The 19,066-nt window shown below is 54.4% G+C and carries 18 protein-coding genes and 1 tRNA gene; 8 read left to right on the top strand and 11 right to left on the bottom strand.

The window, feature by feature from the left end:
* Positions 1-34 precede the first annotated feature (34 nt).
* The 3 genes from FN806_RS09070 to FN806_RS09060 all read right to left on the bottom strand — a co-directional run bounded on the left by FN806_RS09070 (position 35) and on the right by FN806_RS09060 (position 3,689).
* A complete protein-coding gene (locus FN806_RS09070) occupies positions 35-1,357 on the bottom strand; it encodes a TfuA-like protein (protein ID WP_142636287.1) in 1,323 nt (440 codons plus the stop codon).
* A complete protein-coding gene (locus FN806_RS09065; protein ID WP_142636285.1) occupies positions 1,354-2,559 on the bottom strand; it encodes a YcaO-like family protein in 1,206 nt (401 codons plus the stop codon). The genes FN806_RS09070 and FN806_RS09065 overlap by 4 nt, the downstream gene beginning before the upstream one ends.
* Positions 2,560-3,413: 854 nt before the next feature.
* Positions 3,414-3,689, bottom strand: coding sequence for a hypothetical protein (locus tag FN806_RS09060; protein WP_142636283.1), 276 nt, complete (start codon positions 3,687-3,689; stop codon positions 3,414-3,416).
* A 1,027-nt stretch (positions 3,690-4,716) separates the two neighbouring features.
* On the opposite strand from FN806_RS09060, the gene FN806_RS09055 reads away from it, so the two are divergent.
* Together FN806_RS09055 and FN806_RS09050 are read left to right on the top strand one after the other, a co-directional pair.
* Positions 4,717-4,965 carry an EF-hand domain-containing protein gene (locus tag FN806_RS09055; RefSeq protein WP_142636281.1) on the top strand — a complete coding sequence of 83 codons (249 nt, stop codon included), beginning with the start codon at positions 4,717-4,719 and terminating at the stop codon, positions 4,963-4,965.
* A gap of 18 nt (positions 4,966-4,983) precedes the next feature.
* Positions 4,984-5,349 (top strand): hypothetical protein, encoded by a 366-nt coding sequence (locus tag FN806_RS09050; protein WP_142636279.1) that lies wholly within the window; start codon positions 4,984-4,986, stop codon positions 5,347-5,349.
* A gap of 47 nt (positions 5,350-5,396) precedes the next feature.
* Here the strand turns inward: FN806_RS09050 and FN806_RS09045 are convergent, their stop codons facing one another.
* Genes FN806_RS09045 through FN806_RS09030 form a run of 4 tightly spaced genes read right to left on the bottom strand, consistent with a single transcriptional unit; the run spans position 5,397 to position 8,123 of the window.
* Positions 5,397-6,431, bottom strand: coding sequence for a succinylglutamate desuccinylase/aspartoacylase family protein (locus tag FN806_RS09045; protein WP_142636277.1), 1,035 nt, complete (start codon positions 6,429-6,431; stop codon positions 5,397-5,399).
* A 5-nt stretch (positions 6,432-6,436) separates the two neighbouring features.
* Positions 6,437-7,342: a 30S ribosomal protein S6--L-glutamate ligase gene (gene rimK / locus FN806_RS09040; protein WP_142636275.1), complete on the bottom strand. Its 906-nt coding sequence runs from the start codon at positions 7,340-7,342 to the stop codon at positions 6,437-6,439.
* Positions 7,339-7,839, bottom strand: coding sequence for an ATP-dependent zinc protease family protein (locus tag FN806_RS09035; RefSeq protein ID WP_142636273.1), 501 nt, complete (start codon positions 7,837-7,839; stop codon positions 7,339-7,341). The genes rimK and FN806_RS09035 overlap by 4 nt, the downstream gene beginning before the upstream one ends.
* A 5-nt stretch (positions 7,840-7,844) precedes the next feature.
* Positions 7,845-8,123 (bottom strand): hypothetical protein, encoded by a 279-nt coding sequence (locus tag FN806_RS09030; protein ID WP_142636271.1) that lies wholly within the window; start codon positions 8,121-8,123, stop codon positions 7,845-7,847.
* Between the two features lie 96 nt (positions 8,124-8,219).
* Here FN806_RS09030 and mgtE point away from each other — a divergent pair, with 96 nt between their 5' ends.
* Complete coding sequence (gene mgtE / locus FN806_RS09025; protein WP_142636269.1) at positions 8,220-9,584, top strand: magnesium transporter; 1,365 nt, start codon at positions 8,220-8,222, stop codon at positions 9,582-9,584.
* Between the two features lie 47 nt (positions 9,585-9,631).
* Here the strand turns inward: mgtE and FN806_RS09020 are convergent, their stop codons facing one another.
* From FN806_RS09020 to FN806_RS09005, 4 genes are all read right to left on the bottom strand, one after another.
* Positions 9,632-10,183: a 2OG-Fe(II) oxygenase gene (locus FN806_RS09020; RefSeq protein ID WP_142636267.1), complete on the bottom strand. Its 552-nt coding sequence runs from the start codon at positions 10,181-10,183 to the stop codon at positions 9,632-9,634.
* A 250-nt stretch (positions 10,184-10,433) separates the two neighbouring features.
* The gene (locus FN806_RS09015; protein ID WP_142636265.1) at positions 10,434-10,703 is read right to left on the bottom strand and encodes a hypothetical protein; all 270 of its coding nucleotides are present in this window, start codon (positions 10,701-10,703) and stop codon (positions 10,434-10,436) included.
* 402 nt (positions 10,704-11,105) lie between these two features.
* Positions 11,106-11,969, bottom strand: a complete 864-nt coding sequence (locus tag FN806_RS09010) for a LysR family transcriptional regulator (protein ID WP_142636263.1) — start codon at positions 11,967-11,969, stop codon at positions 11,106-11,108.
* Between the two features lie 755 nt (positions 11,970-12,724).
* Positions 12,725-12,809, bottom strand: a tRNA-Leu gene (locus FN806_RS09005).
* Positions 12,810-13,473: 664 nt separating this feature from the next.
* Here FN806_RS09005 and FN806_RS09000 point away from each other — a divergent pair.
* The 5 genes from FN806_RS09000 (at position 13,474) to FN806_RS08980 (ending at position 19,022) form a co-directional block, all read left to right on the top strand.
* On the top strand, positions 13,474-13,956 hold the full coding sequence (locus FN806_RS09000) for a hypothetical protein (RefSeq protein WP_246097206.1): 483 nt from the start codon (positions 13,474-13,476) through the stop codon (positions 13,954-13,956).
* Between the two features lie 2 nt (positions 13,957-13,958).
* Complete coding sequence (locus tag FN806_RS08995) at positions 13,959-15,971, top strand: dynamin family protein (RefSeq protein ID WP_142636261.1); 2,013 nt, start codon at positions 13,959-13,961, stop codon at positions 15,969-15,971.
* A gap of 131 nt (positions 15,972-16,102) precedes the next feature.
* Positions 16,103-17,695 carry a P-loop NTPase family protein gene (locus FN806_RS08990; protein ID WP_246097205.1) on the top strand — a complete coding sequence of 531 codons (1,593 nt, stop codon included), beginning with the start codon at positions 16,103-16,105 and terminating at the stop codon, positions 17,693-17,695.
* A gap of 30 nt (positions 17,696-17,725) precedes the next feature.
* Complete coding sequence (locus tag FN806_RS08985; protein ID WP_142636257.1) at positions 17,726-18,127, top strand: hypothetical protein; 402 nt, start codon at positions 17,726-17,728, stop codon at positions 18,125-18,127.
* Positions 18,128-18,149: 22 nt separating this feature from the next.
* Positions 18,150-19,022 carry a hypothetical protein gene (locus FN806_RS08980; RefSeq protein WP_142636255.1) on the top strand — a complete coding sequence of 291 codons (873 nt, stop codon included), beginning with the start codon at positions 18,150-18,152 and terminating at the stop codon, positions 19,020-19,022.
* Positions 19,023-19,066 lie beyond the last annotated feature (44 nt).

Here is a 19,066-nt window from a genome sequence, read left to right as displayed (position 1 = left end):
TTTCAGGCCACGCCTCGGATCCGCCTTGGGGCGGCTAGTCAACGGTACTATTTAATCCGGCATCCGCGTGACAAAACAAATACTCTGCTTCTATCAAATCAAAAAATGCTTCCCGCCCGGCCAATCCAAGTGAAACTGCATATGATTCAAGATCATCCGGCACTGGTTGGTCAAGCTGTGTTTCAAAATACCACATAACCATAGGTAGGCGCCCGCTTGCGGGACCGCCTCGGGCAGTCAATGATTCAGCTCCCCTTAGTGCCTTGCGATGGGCACGATCCCGCAATTCGGCATAGCTCCCGTCACGGCGCAACTCGCGCAAAAGCGATGACTCAAGGACCGAAGCCCGAGAGGTAATGTGGCCATGCACCCGAGCGGCATCGGCCAGCATCGCCTCGTATTCCTCGACACTCAGATCATTCTCGTCCAGCCATGCCATCAAAGCGGCGCGGCGCGACAGGCCGGCTTTTTGCCTGTGCGCATCCATCTGTGCCATCAGGGCAGGGCGGTCAGGCTCTTCATCCCGCCGATCAGCCTCTTCCCGCGCCAGCAGAGTCAGCGCGGCCCGTTCACGCAGCCGCGTATACATGTCCGGGTTCAGCCTGACTTCGTCGATAACCGCCTGATCGGCCTTCTGATCGGCATCCACTCGGGCACGCAGCCCTTTCCACATCAGCGTTTCTTCGGTCGGTTGCTGCGTCGCCGGGAAGGGAAGGTCGTTTGCCAGATCTTCGGCCATACGCCCAAGCATCTCAATGGCATCACGCGCTTTTGCATCAACCTTGCCGTTTGGCAGCCAGTCCACAAAACTCTGGATATCAGAAAGCCCGTTCAACGCGTCAATTATGTTAGGCCAACTGCGCTGACGATAGTTCATGCCTTTGGCAATCCGCAGAACCTCTGCGGCACGTTCAGCGACCAACATGCCTAGATTATGCGCCTCCTCAACCGTTGCTCGGACCGAGACCATGGGTTCGCTCAATGGCAAATAACCCAATTCTGCCGGGCTGTGCAGGACCGCAACTTCGTCGTCATCCTGCAGGGTTCGGCTGTAGAAATCCTCAAAGATTCGACCCACGCCGATCATACCAAAATCAGCCAACTCTGCCGCGCGCAAAGCACCCATGCTGGCACTGCCATAAACGGGGATTCCCTGATTCATGGCCCAAAGAATCTCTTTGTGCCAGACCGACGGGACGCCCTCAAAAAAGCCGTCTATTATCCCGATCGCGCGCGGACGATCACGTGCCACGCGATATACGTCCCCCTGCCGGACCGGGGGCAAGATCACAGGGTCTAAGCATTGGGCCACAGCATCGGCTGTCAACGTCGGGCCCACAAAAATAACGACACTCATCCGTATGTTTCCATTACACGCTGCGCGCGTTCCCCGGCGATGTAATCGGGGTCGTCATGAGGCGCTTCAAGCCCCGGTATGACAGCTCGGACAACGGCGATCTCATACTCCGGGCGCGATAGATCGACCGTGATCACCTGCGAAATACCTACAGTTTCGAGGCGGGTAGTCAGCAAGTTCAAATCCTCTTGGAATGATCCGGTGGCATATGTCGGAGTATTCGAAAAATCCTGCGTCGCGTCCGAACTGTCTATCTGATTGCGAATATAGGCACATCTTTCTATCTGCGCCTGGTCAGTAAACTCTTCTGGGTCCAGATCATCACGCGCGCCAGAGATATAGGTGAGGCGGGTTTGTGCCGCTTCGGTCAGGGCCCGCAACAAAGCAATGGCGCGATCTGGATGGCAGCCATCACCGATACCGATGTGGCCGTTCTGCCCGTCCGGCTCGCAGATCGTACAGCGGAAACAGGCGATTCCGATGTCCGAGGTGGTGTCCCAGATGCCCAGGTTCAGGCCCGCCGCCTCAACCATGCTTATTGCGTCCTTGCACCTGTCATCATCGATAGTGTCTGGGTGGATCCGTGCTGGCGCGGACTGAAATTGCCACAGTGTGGTGGCATCGCGTTCGATGAGTTCAAAGATCGCATGGCAACTGGCTTCAAACAGGTTGTTGCCGGATGCCAAACCGTTTGTCGTTCTGGGAAAAGCAACCTGCCCACCCATCGGCAAAGACGTATAATCGGTATCGACCATCTCCATTGGAACCCAACGGGCGCAAGTGGAATTCAAATCCCGACCCTCTACCCACAATCTGTTCGCATCAGGATCAAATCGGCCACCAGTCACCCGAGGTAGCTTATCAACATCCACCACCGGCGCATCGCGCGCTATATCGGTAAATCGTGCCAGACGTTGAGGCGCCGTTACCCGTTCCGCGTGCCAGCTTTCGATCGCTTCCATAACCCCCGACGCTTGCGCGGCCGGGACTGACAATCCCTTGCCGAGCGACACCGAAACCGATCGGGAATTCGGGCGCGCAACCATGACCGTGGGCAATCCGATACGATCCAGGCCGGTTAAGTTCGCAATTCGAGTAATGCCCATTTCACGCAAATAGGGCGTTACGATTTCCAATGTTTGGCTGGGGCTTCGCAGGCGATGAGTATCAAGCACATATTGCTTTTCCGATACGTCAGACATGATGCAACCTTGCCAAAAACAAAAGAAATTGGCCACCAGGCGAAAATACATGCCGGTGACCGGATCAGCTCAGGATGGGGGATGATTTCATAGGGGTCAACTCTGCCGCCCATAATTGTCTCAATACGACAATCTACTTGCTGGACGATGATGAGCGCGGGCTGAACCAACTGTGTCCAGCAGCCAGCACCTAAAATCGAATTGCAGCTACGATATTCAAAGGATGTCGCATTATTTTAACATAATCTTCATTCTGCGATATTTACTGCGGGACCGGAAACCCTGTCGGAGGACGTAAATAATGAGACTGAATTATTGAGACGCGCCTCCCATTGAATTCAACGCCTTAGGATTTTTGCGGTTTTCACCAGTTTACCCGACCTTGATGTTCTTTTGATATTTGGCAAGCACATTCAACCAAGTCTGCCAGGCCTCAAATTCCCGATCTACGTCCTCCGGAGACGTCGCCACTGGGTTCATCCGCCTATTCAACGCGTGTTGCAGTCATCCTGCGAATTTATGGCATGCTCTTCGATGTGCGATGATGGCCGGACCAGTCGCCGTATTTTGTGTGTTGGCACAGATGCTCCAGCAGGGTCGAGTTTACCCTTTGCAATTTCCAGTGCTTCTTTTGAACCTCTAATGAGGCTGTCGCCGATCTTAGTCATCGTTCTCTGCAAATTTTTTTGTTCATAACAGATAACATATCTTGTTGTGCATGTCTGTTAAGCGAGATGTTGTTTTCTCGTGGTTTCAAACTGTCGCAAGGGTGATTGTCTAGTTTTTCCTGAACTCCGTCAGGTGGCCAGGATTTACAGAACCCCCGACCACCCTGCCCTCACGCTTTTTGTGCTCTATTCTTCATTGTCGTGAGAAAGCGAAGCCTCAAGCGCTTCGAGCAACATTTGCTCGTGGCGAATTGGCATATCATCCACGCTCCAAGCGCGCCGCTGGTCAGGCCAAATTTGTTCGAACAGCTCCTCTGTCAGAACAACGAAGGAAATTCGTCCTCTATGTCTAAGCCACGTCGGCCCCTTAGAAGCATGCTCGGTCAGACTAAATGCCGTATCTTGGAGCATCTCGACGTCAAAACGTCTGCCTTGGATTGGTGGTAACTTTGGTCGTTTCATTCGTTTTCCTTTCAATCCGCACAACAGCAGGCACGGAGAAATCCGCGTTGGGTGCGATTAAGTGGAAAACAATCAGGGCATGATCTCAGCTATCACGACCTAGCCCTGTCGGCAACGTCGTTTGGTGGCACGAACCGGCCGCACGTCAGGCTTGATTGGAAAGACCGCAACGCGGACGGAGCCGCCTTTTGCCAGTGCAGCCAATGCTTGCGCAGAAGGCCCTCGCCCTTGCGGCGCGATAAATTCGGCGGCGCAGCAGATTTCACCGAACCAGCCGTTCACCGGTGTTGATCTCGCCGGTTTTTGACCTGCCCGTTCGCTACGGTCGGGTGCAACTATCGAGGTGCGGACAAACCCGCCACAGCGCCCACGCAACATATCACCAGATTGAACCCGAATGATTGCGCCATCTGAAGATTTCCGTCGCAGTAATTTCGTCAGAGCGGTTATTTTGACCAAGCCATCTTAACTATTCCAAATCGGATTCTTCGCTGATTGGCTCCAGAACTTGAAGGGCGAAGAACTTAGTCATTGTTTGGTACGCTACTTTGAGTGTCCGCATGGTTGGGGCTTTTGATTTGCCGGACTTGGCGCGCGCATTGGTGTGTTCGTGTCTCCGAGAGTAGGCAACCCAAAGCGATTCTCAGGAGAGTGCCGCCCAATCGTTTTCAGGACGGCTTCTAGATTGTCGAAGCCCGCTCGCACTTCTTGGATCGCAGGTGGAGCTTGGCCACCGTATCGAGGCTAGTTTGGACAGACCTTAGTACCCAAAACTTTCTATTCGATTTCCCGATATTATCCACGAAAAAAATTCGATATTCAGGATGAAGTGATTGTGCCATATACCCTGTGTAGCGCGAAAGTGCCCCTACCAGATCGGAACGCCAATCAACATTTCTCGTTTGTAGTGGAGATCTCGACCTGAGGAACCGTTGCAACCTTATACCCGTAGAGATGCCACCGACACCGGAGCGCTACACTAACCCAACAATGGGTGGAATGCCCATCTTCTCATGGAGAAAACAAAATGAGTCGAGTTTCTATAGTTGCTCTGCTCTCTTCACTGTTTGCTGTTCCGGCATTCGCCATGCCCGCTGATCTTGACATGGACGGTGATGGCCTGGCGTCGCTGGCAGAGCTTCAGACCAAGTATCCTGAAGTCTCGGATGATCTCTTCCTGGAGATCGACGCAAATGCCGACGGTTTCATCAATGACGACGAATTGACTGCCGCCGTTGACGCAGAACTTCTCCCTGGTCCCACAGGGGATCAGTAAGCAAAGATTGTCACAGTTATGAGGAAGCCAGTCCCGCCCCACAAATGGCTGCTTGCCGCGATGGGTATCTGGTTGGTTTTGTCCCCGTTTGTCCTGTTTCGTGAGGAAACACTGTTGCAGGGCATGGCTGAACTTGAAGCTCTCGCCTTCATGGCCATTGGCATTGGTGTTCTGGTTATGTCCGGCGCTGACGGCCGGAGCCACCTTCTCGCACGGGTGGCTCCGGGATCAGCACTGGGGGCTTCTTTAATCGTCGCACCTGCGGCGCTGAACTTCACTGGCCACATTGTGGCAACGGCCAATGCATGGCTAACGGGATCGGCGCTGATCGCGCTCGCTGTATGGGAGGTAATGGCGAGCCGCGGATTGCGAGCGGTCTCGTAGACTGGCGCGGGGCGGGCAACTGCCCCGCGCTCTCTATTTCAGGTCACCTAAATGATCTCGTCCTCATCGAACATTGGATCACCGTCGAGCTGATTGGCGATCAAGTCGACCCGCATCTCAACATCTGCGCTCGTCGTTTTGGCGATATGAAACAAGGCGTCGCCCTCGTGCACAAATGGCAAATTGGTGCGGCCCACAATGATGCCGTCCGCTTCTCCAAGAACGTCCATTCTGATTTCACCAAACGGGTCCGAGATCCGGCCAAGCAAGTCGCCGACCTCCACATATTCGCCCGCTGCCTTGAATGTTCTTAGCAATCCACCGGCCGGAGCGCGTACCCAGGAACTCATTCTTGCGTGAACGGGCGCCTCACGCACAGCGGCGATCCCGCGCTTGGCAACCATGCCCATGGCGTTCATAACCCGAAGAATACCTGCGAGCCCCGCCCGCGCCGAAAGCTCGTCAAAACGAAGCCCTTCGCCACCTTCGAACAGCAACACATCGACGCCGAGCTCTTGTGCCGCCTTTCGCAGGGACCCCTCGCGCAACTTGGAAATCATGACGACCGGTGCACCGAACGCATCGGCGTATCTGATCGTCGCATCAGAAGCCGGAGACACTCGAATTTGAGGCAGATTGGTGCGGTGGATCGCGGCAGAATGAAGATCGATACCGAGATCGGAACGCTCAACAATTTCGGTCATGAAGATATGTGCGAGGCGGCCCGCCAATGATCCGCCCTCGCTGCCGGGAAACGACCGGTTCAGGTCGCGCCTGTCCGGAAGGTACCGGGATTGGGTCATGAAGCCGAACGCGTTCACAATGGGCACAACCAGCAACGTGCCCGCGATCTTGTCGAGTTGAGGTGCCCGTAGCAATCGCCGTGCGATTTCGACGCCAATCACCTCATCGCCATGAATTGCCGCGCTGACAAACAGGACTGGTCCTGGGCGGCGGCCGTGAACCACATGCACTGACATGCTGACCGGCGTATGATCGGACATCACGCTCACCGGCAGGTCCAGCGTAGCCCGCGTGCCTGCCGGAACGCTGAAACCGCCGATTTCAAATGGCTCTCGCATGGCTGCTATCCGCGCCCTCTGGTCTTGGTGTTTCCCTTGGCGGCGTTCTTTTCCAGAAACTCGATGATCTTGCCCGCAACATCAATTCCAGTTGCCTTTTCCACCCCTTCTAGTCCGGGTGAGGAGTTCACCTCCATGACAACTGCCCCATGATTGGCGCGCAGCATATCTACGCCGCAGACATTCAGCCCCATCGTCTTGGCTGCGCGCACAGCGGTAGAGCGTTCCTCGGGTGAGATCTTGATAGGCTGGGCGCTCCCACCTCGGTGCAGGTTGGATCGAAACTCGCCCTCGGCTCCTTTGCGCTGCATGGCTGCAATCACGCGCCCACCAACCACGAGCGCTCGAATATCCGCGCCGCCCGCTTCCTTGATGAATTCCTGCACCATGATGTTAACCTTCGCGCCGCGAAATGCCTCGACCACGGATTTTGCCGACCGGTTTGAGTCGGCAAGAACCACCCCGATGCCCTGCGTACCCTCCAGCAGCTTGACCACCAGTGGAGCGTCCCCCGCGAGTTTGAGAACTTCGCCGGTTTGCTTCGGATCATGAGCGAAGGTGGTGACAGGCAGTCCAATGCCGTCCCGCGCCATGAGTTGCATAGAACGCAGCTTGTCGCGCGATCTGCCAATCGCCACTGACTCGTTGAGCGGAAAGACCCCCATGATTTCGAATTGCCGCAGCACGGCCAACCCGTAGAATGTGACCGATGCTCCGATCCGGGGGATCACCGCATCATACCGCCCCAGCTTCTTACCATCGTAATAGACCTCGGGTCGGCGTGAAGCGATGTTCATGTAGCAGCGCAACGTGTTCACGATATCAAGCTCGTGGCCGCGCTGCTCGGCGGCTTCTTTCAGACGGCGGTGCGAGTAAAGGTCCGGGTTCCGGGCCAGCATGACAAATTTCACGGGCGTTGTACCTCCGGGTCCCTGCTTCTTAATTTCTTTTTGATCCCTGTTGGAGCTTTACCGGAACCCAGCAGATAGGAGTGACCCGGATCGACAAGAATCCCCCGCCTGCGAATAGCGGTGCGGCCTAGGATCAGGTCAAATTCCATCTTCGCACGGTTGGCCAGAGAGACGTCGATCTGCCAGCGATGTCGCCCAAGCAAAAGCTGCGTTCTCACGATCAGTCGACGTTCAGGGACACCACCGGTATTCTTGATCTCGCGCTCGTCGACAACCTGCGTGCGTACGCGATTTGGCGACCGGCGGTTTTGGACTGGTATCATGAACTCGACCCATCGTTCGCCGTCAATCTCGAACACGGTTTGGTCCACAGCATGGAGTGCTGCGGTTCTTGCGCCGGTGTCTATCTTGGCCGGGATATTCTCTATTCCGAAGTCGGGCAGGCTGATACGTTCGCGCCAACCTATGATTTCTGGGTGTGCAACACGCTTCACCATAGCATCTACTCTACGCAGTCATCGTTGGCGCGCCTGTAGTTCACAAACGAATTAGCGCTCATCACGACATAAAATGTGTCCATATCGATTAACACGTACCCAAGTTCGAAAAGCGAGACCGACAATGCGCGGATGTCTGTTTCGTATAATCGCCTGCGCCCTGCAATCCGGCGCAAGAGCTTATCCGGAATTCGATAACGTCCATTTGGCTTGCCGCCAAAGTCCTGATCGTAAAGTTCGGCCAGACGTACGGCGGTAATAGATATCCAGTCATTTTCATGCATGACTTTTACCTATATTGGCAATTTTTATTTGTCTATAGGTAAAAAAATTCTGCTATAAGTCCAGCATTGGCCAGAATCCACACCAAAGAAGAGAATATGAGCGACACAGATACTTTCCCAAGGGAATTGGAAATGAAGTTGCAGCAGGCTTTGTCAGAGCGTGACGGGGCGGAGCTCGCCAACCTGCTTGATCCGCTTCCGTTGAGCGATGCATTGCGTGAGTTACTCAATCTGCCGGTAGAACAGCGGAGCGTCGCACTGTCGTTGCTGCCACCGGAGCTGGCTGCCGAACTTGTCGAAGAGGCGCCGAATGCGCTGGCGGTCGATCTTGTCGAGCGCATGGGGTCGGAGCAGGCCGCAGAGGTTATCGAAGAGCTGGATTCTGATGTACAGGCCGATGTCATCGGAGAGCTTGAGGACGCGGATGCGGAGGCGATCCTTACTCGGATGGACCCCGAAGACGCCGCAGATGTTCGTCGTTTGGTCGAGTACGAGGACGATGTCGCGGGCGGCCTCATGGTTGCAGAAGCCTTCACGTTTTCCGAGACCGATACAGTGGGAAGAGTGCTCAGGCGGTTCGCCAACGAAGAATATGACCTCGAACGGTATCGGGGCCAGCATCCCTACGTACTAAACTCAAATGGCACTCCAATTGGCGTGGTCTCATTACGCAGCCTCGTGTCCACTCGCCGAAGCGCGCGTTTGACCGATATCATGGTGCCGCCAATTACCGTCCAAGCCAACATGCCGCTGGAGAAACTGGAAGACCTGTTCGATGAAAACCCGTTTCTTGGATTGCCGGTCGTTGAGGCGGATGGGCATTTGGTGGGCGTAGTCTCCAGGTCTGCCGTCGATGAAGCTCTGCTGAAACGCGCGGAATCGTCCAGCCTGAAACGCCAGGGTGTTTTCGGCGATGAGCTTCGGTCGATGCCACTGCCGCTTCGGGCGAGGCGACGGCTTCAATGGCTCTCGGCCAACATTGTTCTCAATGTGATCGCGGCCAGCGTAATCGCCGCCTATGAACAAACCCTTGCCGCAGTAATCGCGCTTGCAGTGTTCCTGCCGATGGTGTCAGACATGAGCGGCTGCTCGGGCAATCAGGCCGTCGCCGTCAGCATGCGCGAACTGTCCCTCGGCCTTGCCCGACCGATTGATGCAATGCGTGTCTGGTTCAAAGAAGTGTCGGTCGGGGTGATCAACGGGTTCGTTCTGGGGCTTCTGATCGGCGTCGTTGCCTGGATGTGGAAAGGCAATCCGTTTCTGGGTTTGGTGATCGGCGGGGCGCTTGGGCTCAATACAATCATCGCTGTGTCAATCGGTGGTGTTTTGCCTTTGTTGTTGAAGCGCATCGGCCAGGACCCTGCGGTCGCCAGCGGCCCTTTGCTGACGACTATCACCGACATGGCAGGGTTCTTCCTTGTTCTGAGCCTCGCGACGGCAATGATGCCGCTTTTGATCTGATGAGTTCATTTTGAGCACGAGTTAATGCCAGTCTACGGATGACATCATCACCGAAACGCCGGGCCATGTGCCCAGACCGTCAACGAATACCGATCACCATTCTCAACCGGTGTCACTTGATGCAACAAAAAGCTTGGAAAGATGGTCGCGCTCCCCTGATGGCGGCTGGCCGTTACAGCATAAGCACCCGGCATAATCTCCAAGTCACCGCCGTCGTACATCCCGGGTTTGCTGAGCTGTACGACCATAGACAGCTTTCTTTTTCGGGCAACGGGCCCGTCGCCAATATCGGAATGCCACGCAAAATGACCACCATCTGATGCTTTGTAGCATGCAATCTGCGGGCTTTCCGCGAATTCGCGAAGATCGAAGTCAAACTTGCTGGTGTTGGAGCGACGAACCAGATTGATCAGGCGTGACATCACCCAATCAGAGCCGTCGACGTCGTCCAGCCAAGTCACATCCGCTCTGCGCAGATTGTGATCCTTGTTTTGCCCGACAAGCAGAGCCTCGTTCGCCGGGGCTTTTTGTGATGCAGCAACAATTTGCTCACATTCCCGCGCGGTAAATGCACCGGGAATCGAATGAACTTCCAGCATTCTGTACACCATTTTGATTGGTACTGAATTTTGCCAAAACACACAGAAGGCGCTGCGCTGTTTTCGACCTAAGAGGCCGAAAGCGACGTAATTTTTTCCACAATCTCAAGTGTTTTCGGTCGTGCTATCCGGAGTGGGAATTCACCTTCGGCGCTCTCGGATCCCAAACGGTAAACGATGCAGGATCAAGGGACGCGAGTATTGCGTCACCTGTGACTGTAATATCCAATGTTCAGGCCTTGGATTTCCCTCAGCCTCCTTTGAATCGGTGATTGTGCCCGCGCCAAGGAAGTTCGCCGGTTGTGTCCCATTCGTAATCGCTTGGGCGCAAACGTCGTTCCCGGTTTTCTTTTTCCGGGTCGAATTCGGACGGGTCCCATATCTCGGCGGCATCGTCCCAATCTTGTGAGATTTGCAAATCCTGCTGTTTTGCTACCGAGCGCTTCACGACCCCGAACCGTTGTGACGCAATGAAACGCCTTATATGTTCGGTAACGCGATTTACCCAGCGCCTATCCATCGATTCCTCCTTTCCCTCCACTTCGTTAGTTTAGGAGATCAATGTTCGTTTTCGGAGTGCAAAACCTTATGATTTTTTCTCAACCATGTTATCGACGATCTGAATAGATGTTTGTTTTCAGTATATTGCCTCTTTGAGGGTCAGTCCCCACGATTTGGCAGATTTCTATCCCTCCTTATACTGTTCTGGTCTCGATGGACGACCGTGGAGAGAAAAATGCGTTTGCACAGGTCTTTTGGTTGGAGGTACTGGGCCATCATGGGCGGCGTTTTGATGGTCGGGATTACTGCAGGTCTAATGTTCGAGTCTGGCAAAATGCAACCCGCAGCAACCGAAGCCCTGGAGGCTTCCGAAAACTGAAAATTCGCCTTCTACATGGTAAGCTGCGAGTAGTCCGCTATCTCAGGCCGTGACGGGAAACTGTTCTTTTGCAAAGGCACTCAATAGCTGGGCGGCCTTGCAGGGGAGGCTTTCAGGATCATCGTCTGCAAAAACGGCATAGGCGGCATAAGCAAACCGAGGAGCATCCTCAATCACCCTCAACCAACCGGTTTCGACTTCCTGCGCAACAACCCGCCACGGGAAATATCCGGCGCTAGGCTGGGCTTTCAAGTAGTTCAGGCCGAGAGTGCCAATACCAAGCTGCAACATTGGCGTCGGAATTCCCGGAAAGTTCAGCAAGTGATCGGCTCGGAATTCAGGCCCCCAGTCGATTAGAACATAGTTTTCTTCAAATAGGTTTCGCGATGTATCGAAATCGCTGCTCACGAGTACAAAGTCATCCTCGAACAACTGCATTGCGGTCAGCCCGACTGTGTTCCGTGGATCATACATTACGGCCAAATCCAGAGCGCCCGCAGTCGTTTGGCTTAGCAATGTTTCAGTTGAAACCGTAGACCCGTGAACCGCCACATTCGGAAACGCTTGCATCAACTCTGGCATCGTGTCGATCAGAAACCCATCCCACAAGCTGGGCACGGCACCGATTTCCAGAGCAGCTTCCACAGCATCAGGCAGGGAGGCGTCGATCCGGGCCTGTGTCCAGCATCTGACAAGGGCCTGCGCATGCTTGTGAAAGCGGTGCCCGGCCGGAGTAAGTGTAGCACCTGATTTTCCGCGCTCGAATACTGGTCGTCCAAGTTGTTGTTCGAGCGACCGAATACGCATGCTCACTGTTGATTGCGTGACGTAAACCTTGTTGGCAGCCTCCAGAAAACTGCCCGTTTCGACAATCGCCAGAAATGTTCGTGCGAGTTCAATATCCATGGGGTATCTATTCGATTTTCAAATATAATGCATGAAGCAATTTCGCTATTCAACTAAAACAGTATGTGGCAGATTTGGCTCGTAGCATGAAACTGCTGCCGCTGTTCGGTTGCGACCCCAGGGTCTCAGAGTCCCCCATCTCGAAGTGAGTGTCGAAGAACGGCTTCCGGCAGCGCGAAGCATCTTTCATGCTACACGACCTGCCTCACCTGATCGGGAACGGATTGGCCTGCGTTCCCGATCCATAACAGGGAATACAATGTTTTGACCGTACCTAAGCGCAGAACTGGTACAATTCTGAGCCATCTCTGTCGACGGTAACAGCCAGCGAGAGTTTCACCCTAGTGGCTGACAAAATCTCGCTGCTCGGTATATCAATGGCCGGTTTTCCTTCTGCGAAACAGCGTTGGTCTCTGCGCACGTGCAGCGATTTTCGCGCTGCGAGCCCGCGCAGCGAGAAACCGCGATGACTGGGTTGGGCTCATTGCAGTCGTTCTCTGCGCGTTGAATGAAGGACTGCTTGTTAATTGTTCGGTTAGAAAATCGCGGATTCTGGAGTCTCAAAAATTCAAAACTCTAAGTAGCTGTTTTTGTTGGAATCGCAGTCTCGCCATTAAGGTGATCCGACAAACCCAAAATGTCTCGAAAAGCTGTCAGAAGCGCGTCTTCTTTCGTGCGAAGGTCCCAGGGCAATCGGGAAAGTTGCTCTATTGGGTCTAATTTATAAAATATAATCAATGCAATACACAGAACTATGGTGCGGGTGGAGGGACTTGAACCCCCACGCCTTGCGGCGCCAGAACCTAAATCTGGTGCGTCTACCAATTTCGCCACACCCGCACGACCAGCAGCTGCTGCCGGAATGCCGCTCAATAGCAAAGCTTTTGAACGAGTGCGAGAGGGAAATTGTAGTTTACACGAAGAATATTGATGCCCGTTTCAGAACAAACCCAACCTCTGCTTAGAGGCACCACACGACCCGAAAACATATGAAAGACCGCACGAGCACATCGACCGGAAAGGCCAATGGGCTTGCAGCTGACCAAGCTTTGCCTGACGCCGCCTAAAACAGAAATCTCGTAGACCAGGCAGACCCAAAATATGACTATGTGAAACCTAGCGTCCTGTTAAAATTCACCATTGATGAACCTGCCAAATTTAAACACCCTCACGTTGTGCCGTGTTGTTGTTGCCTTTCCCGAAAGCGCACTTTGTTTGGGCGATAGATTCTGTCTCATGACAAGATTTTGCCAAATATGGAGCTGACCACATGTATGTAAAACTATAATTTAATAAATAGTTACACCCCATTTGGAGACCAGCTATCAAATTTGGCAGGCTGTGAACTTCAGCCAATATGCTCATATTTTTATACGCTTTTTAGTTTAGTAGTGGGCCCGGGCAAGTCCGCAGCCATACTTGCGCCACAATTCAAACGCCAAAAAATCTTATTCGCGTCAAAATAAGACCGCCTTGCCAGTAGTTGATGGGTGGAAAGGAGTTAATGAGTCTTTTGCCTTCGGGCGTCTTACCAGTTCGTTCGCTCAACTCCAGTACAAGGGTCTTTACCGTGACCAACATGATGAACTCTGCATCTGCCGAGCAAGACGCGATTGGTCTTGCACGCGAAAGTTTTCTTGGTGAACTCAAAACCCTGAATCGCGAACACCCGAATACCGGGTTTGGCATCTCGCTGCGCACGCATTCTGGCGGGCATTATTTGCTTGCCAATTCTCGAATGCCTCTGCCCGAGGTCAAATCCCAGGGTTTCCCAACAGGGCGCAGTGTTGCGTGCCTGGAAAATAGCGACTGCTTCAGCTCGATCGAAGTGCTGGCCGATGCCCGCGCATATGAATCGATCACACCAAGCGCCGAAGCCGCAATTTTGGGCAACGCCCTGAACCTGATCGCCCGGATCGATACGCTGACCAGCGCACCTCACGGGCAGATCGAACCTCATATCGCCGCTACAGGAACCGGAGGCTAACCATGGCGCGTAACGATCATCTTTTGTCTGTTGGAAACGAAGCGCTGACCCCAATGACTTCGGCCATGTCGGCATTGACGACACAGATTGACCAACTGACAGAGGTGGCGGACGCGCGCTCCTCGGCACGTCTTGCGACGCTCAAGACACGCATGGAGAATTTCACTGCCAGCGTCACGCTGGTCGGTCAGGTCAAGGCGGGAAAATCTTCGCTTGTGAACATTCTGTCCGCACGCCCTGCCCTGCTGCCTTCGGATGTGAACCCCTGGACCTCTGTGGTTACCACGCTGAACATCAACACCAGAACCCAGGGTGATACAAAATCCCGGTTCACTTTCTTCGAACAAGAGGAATGGGACAATCTGATGGTTGGCGGCGGCCGGCTGGGAGAGCTGGCCAATCGGGCCGGCGCCGACGATGAAATGGACGATATCCGCCGTCAGATCGGCGAAATGAAAGCTAAGTCCGAGGAACGACTGGGTAAGCATTTCGACTTGATTCTGGGGCAAAGCCATCAATACGACTATTTCGATGAGGAACTGATCCAAAGGTATGTGTGTCTGGGTGATGAAGACGACCCGGACATCAACCCCAAGACCGGTCGTTTTGCGGATGTGACAAAGTCGGCTGAGCTGTACATGGACATCCCCCAGTACCCAATTTCCCTCAAGCTGTGCGACACACCGGGTGTAAACGATACGTTTATGGTGCGTGAACAGATCACCCTGCGCAGCCTGCGCGGGTCCGAAGTCTGCATTGTGGTTCTTGCAGCCAGTCAGGCTCTGACCACAATGGACATGGCGCTGATGCGGATCATCGCTCAGTTCGAAAATCGTCAGATTATCCTGTTCGTTAACCGAATTGACGAACTTGCAGATCCGGTCACCCAGGTTCCTGAGATTCGGGATCGGATTCTGGACACGCTGAAACAGAACAATATCGACACCAAGGCAAGTGTCGTGTTCGGCAGCGCTCTGTGGGCCGAGGCCGCGATAACTGGCAATCCCGATATTCTGTCTGAGGAATCCCGGAAAGCCCTTAACACGTTCTATCTGGCGGCCGGGTTTGGCGATCAAGCCCCGTCACTGGACAAGATTTGGGCGTTGTCCGGTTTGCCCGACCTATTGCTGGCGATGAATGAACGCATTGCCGAAGGCGCAGGAACTCGACTTCTGGACCGTGTACGCCACCGGGCGCGTAACATCGCCAGTCAGATCCGGGCGACCGCCGTGGCCAAAAAACTATCCGACAGCGAAGGGATCGTGCGAGAGCTGAACGGGGTAGCACCCGAAGACGCCGTGGCCGAGGTCAACGCAGAATATGAAAAGAAGGCCGCTGAGCTTACTGCTTCCTTGCGCGCGAAAGTGCTTGAGCGTCTAAACTCGGCCGAAGCCAACTTTGTCAAACGTGCCACCGATTCTCTGATCGCGCATCTTGAGCAAAATGGCGAGCAAGGAACGTGGCAGTACGATCCTGCCGGGCTGCGGACCTTGCAAAAAGCGGCCTATTTTAGCTTTGCCCGGTCGATGCGCAAAGAAGTTGGTGCGTTGTATTCAGCGGCAGCCGCTGACATCGAAGCGTTGTATCAAAGCCTGCTGGGCAACCATCTGGGAGAGTTCAGCATCGAGGCACCAATCGTCCCGCGGGTACCACCTCCACTGGGTATCGGACGCACGATTGCCCTGGACTTGCAAAGTACATGGTGGCGCCGCTGGTGGCAACGCCGCAATGGTTTCGAGGCCTATGCGGCGGATTATACGCGCCTGATCACATCAGAGGCGAATTCGATCACCAAGGATATCGAAGAAAACCAGATTGCAGCAGTTCTTGAAAATGTCCGCGCCGCCCTTTCCGACTTTATGCGCGAGCAAAAGGAGACTCTGTTGAACATTTCGGCCTCGGCCGAAAAGGACCCCGGTCGCAGTGCAGCGCTGATGGAGGGGCTGGCCCCTCAGAAATCCCGCGACGATATCCTCGGCGATATCCTGAAAGATCTTAGTAACGAGGCAGCATAAGTAGCGATATGGCAAAAGATTCACAAACCCGCTTCGTCTCTTCAAAAGCATGGGACCGCATTGAGAAATGGTCCCGCAGGAAACCTGTTTTCGCACTTATGGGGGAATTCAGCGCCGGCAAATCAACCTTGATGAACTTTCTGCTGCGCTCGGAGGCACTGCCTACACAGGTTACAGCCACACAGCTGCCACCAGTTTGGTTCAGTTGGGGTAGAAGGTCGGCCTATGTACAACGCCCTGACGGAACTCGCGAAAACATCAACCTGGACCAGCTGGAACAAGTCGGGGTGAATGATGCCCAGTTTATTCGCATATTTCTGGAATCCGACATTCTTGAAGCCGTCGACCTGATTGACACTCCGGGTATTTCCGACCCCAAGATTTCTACTGATGTCTGGCGACGGGCTGTCGGTCAGGCAAATGGCGTTATTTGGTGTACGCACGCCACGCAGGCATGGCGCGAAACGGAACGGGCAACCTGGGTTTCCCTGCCCGAACGGTTGCAACATAATTCATTGCTGCTGGTCACACGTGCAGACGTTTTGGATGTCAAGGATCGCCAAAAGGTCCTTCGTCGTGTGAACCGCGAAGCAGGTCACCTGTTCAACCGTTCGATCCTGTTTTCAGCCCGTGATGCCATCATGGCCCGCGACAAAAGTGGGGACGCCGAATTGTGGACCCGCAGTGGCGGTGGCAAGATGGTCGACAGCTTCCTGGAAATCACAGAACTGATCATGGACAGCCGCGCTCATCAGCTGGCGCGTTATCAAATTGACACCAGCTTGTCCGATGCTCCTCAGGTACACCCGCTGCGCCCGCGGCGCAATTTCTCGAATGTACAGGGAACCGCTCCGCTGAAGCTGGTAAACCCGCTGCATGAGGGAACAGAGCCCGAGGTGGTGACACAATTCCCCGTGCGCCCTGCCCGGGTCGAACTGCGCCCTGATGAGGTTGAACGTGCCCCGCGCATTGACCCACAAGAGGCCGAACGTCTGCGCGCCGACATGACCTCGGGCGCCGAGATCGTAAAAGAAGAAAAAGAAGACGAATTGCGGGCGTTCTTCCGGGAGACCACTCCCGAGGACTCGGACGTTGCCGATCTGTCCGTTGCTCCTACCGAGGATGATGAAACAGACCCACAGGCCGTATCCGTCATTGATGAAACTGACATTGTTGAAGTTCAGCCACTTTCTGCGGAAGCCGAAGTTGCTGAAGAAGAAAACCTGTTCAGTGACGAAGACGAAGCTGACACATTCATGGCCTCTTTGGAGGACCAGCTTACAGATGTTCCGGAGCCCGAAGAGACCGCTCAGGCAGAGCCGGAAGAAACCCCGGTCGAACTTTCCGTATCCTCGATCACAGCGTTGATGGCTGAACAATCGGATGATGCCGAGGATGAGTTCGAACCAGAGCCGGAAACCAATGGCCTGATGAACACTCAGGTTGTCGCCATGCCAGAGAGCAGACCGGAAATCGCGGGCTCGTTTGAAGACATTGTAAACGTGTCCGTCGACACCCCGCTTAGCGCGGCGGCGATGTGGCGCGAGGTCACGGATGGCGAAGACATGCCCACCAACCCAGAAGCGTTGAAGAAGGTATTTCAAGCATTTCTTGAGGAGTTTGACCAAATCACGGCCGACCACAATGCGCGAAAATCAGATAACGCGGTAAGGCCCATGGCCAATACCTCTGAAGACACGGGTGTTGAACGACATGTACTTTAGCCGTGAGAAACCTAGGAGACAGGGCAACTGATGTCTATCGAAACAGCATTAAACGATGCGATGGCGACCATACCCGACTGCATAGCAGCCGGGTATGTCGACATGAAGACAGGTATGTTGCTAGGCACCCATGTCACAGACTCGGAAAGTGCCGAAGCCTTGGATACTCTGGCCATTGCGGTGGCCAACCTTTTTCAGGGGCGCGGTGTGATCGCGTTTGAGAATCTGCTGCGTTCGACCGACGCCGACGATACGGAAAATCCTGGGTTTGGCGAAATCGCAGTGTTTTCAAAGGATCGGCTGAATATTTTCCTGCGGACCCCGGACTACCCGGACCATGTGGTCTGCTACATCTGTCGCGACAGTGCCAATGTGGGGCTGGCGCTTACTAAATCGCACATAAGCCTAGGGCCGGTTACGGCCGCTGTATAACGGGACCAGAGGGGGTCACGGCATGATGGATACTGACATACTGGACATGCTCGAAGACATCGGGCGGTTGTCGGTCGCCCGTTTGAATCCGACGGTTACATTAGCTGCTGAGACGACTGAGATTCGTCGTGAAAAGATCCTGCGTACAATTCGCGGAACCATTTTGCCGCGTCGGCTGGAATTTACCGCGGCCAATGGCGATTGTCTGGCAATGGAGGTCAACAGCTCGCGGGTAACTGATGTTTTCCGGGTCCGCTCGGGCATGATACCGGATTTTGAAACTACTCCGCGTGAAGAGCTTGCGACTCGCTTGGCCGAATTGGTGTCCGATATTGCAGCAGCCCCTGCCCCGTTGGAGTTGCTTTCTCTGCAGCCGGACACGGCGCTTGAGGTTGATGATGTCGGTGTGACTTTCAGCGAGATTGCAAAGGCTTGCGGCACTATCGAGCTGCCGCCCGAGACGGTCGTTTCTTTGGTTCCCGACACGCCTGCCCCGCAAGAAACAGATATTCCAGCGTCCGCCGCCGGGGCGACAGCAGGAACCATTGCCAGCGCGTTTTTTGATGGCGCTGAACGGTTCGCATTGGGACGCGCCGAAGTTTCCGTGGACGGTGCAGCCATCTCGCGGCTCGAAGGAGTATGCGACGTCGGGCAACCCATGCACGCCGATCAGGATCTGCTTCGTCAGTTTGCACAGGATCTTGTTGGGTGGGACGGTGACGCCGCCACCGCGCTGGATCATCCTCAGCTGATTGTAATGCGGCCTTCAGGGGGCAAAGGGGATGCGCTTGCCGTTCTGCATGACGGGTCACAATTTGCGCTGGCCATTCATGAAGCGCGCAAACTGGGAGCCGTCGTAAACCTTTGGAAATCAGTTACGGGATCGGAAAAATGATCCGGTGCCAACAGTTCAATTTTTCAACGAATTCGATCCGTGAA

Origin of the sequence: Ruegeria faecimaris, assembly GCF_900182615.1 — a bacterium.
GTDB lineage: Bacteria > Pseudomonadota > Alphaproteobacteria > Rhodobacterales > Rhodobacteraceae > Ruegeria > Ruegeria faecimaris.
This window is presented reverse-complemented; position numbering and strand designations above follow the sequence as displayed.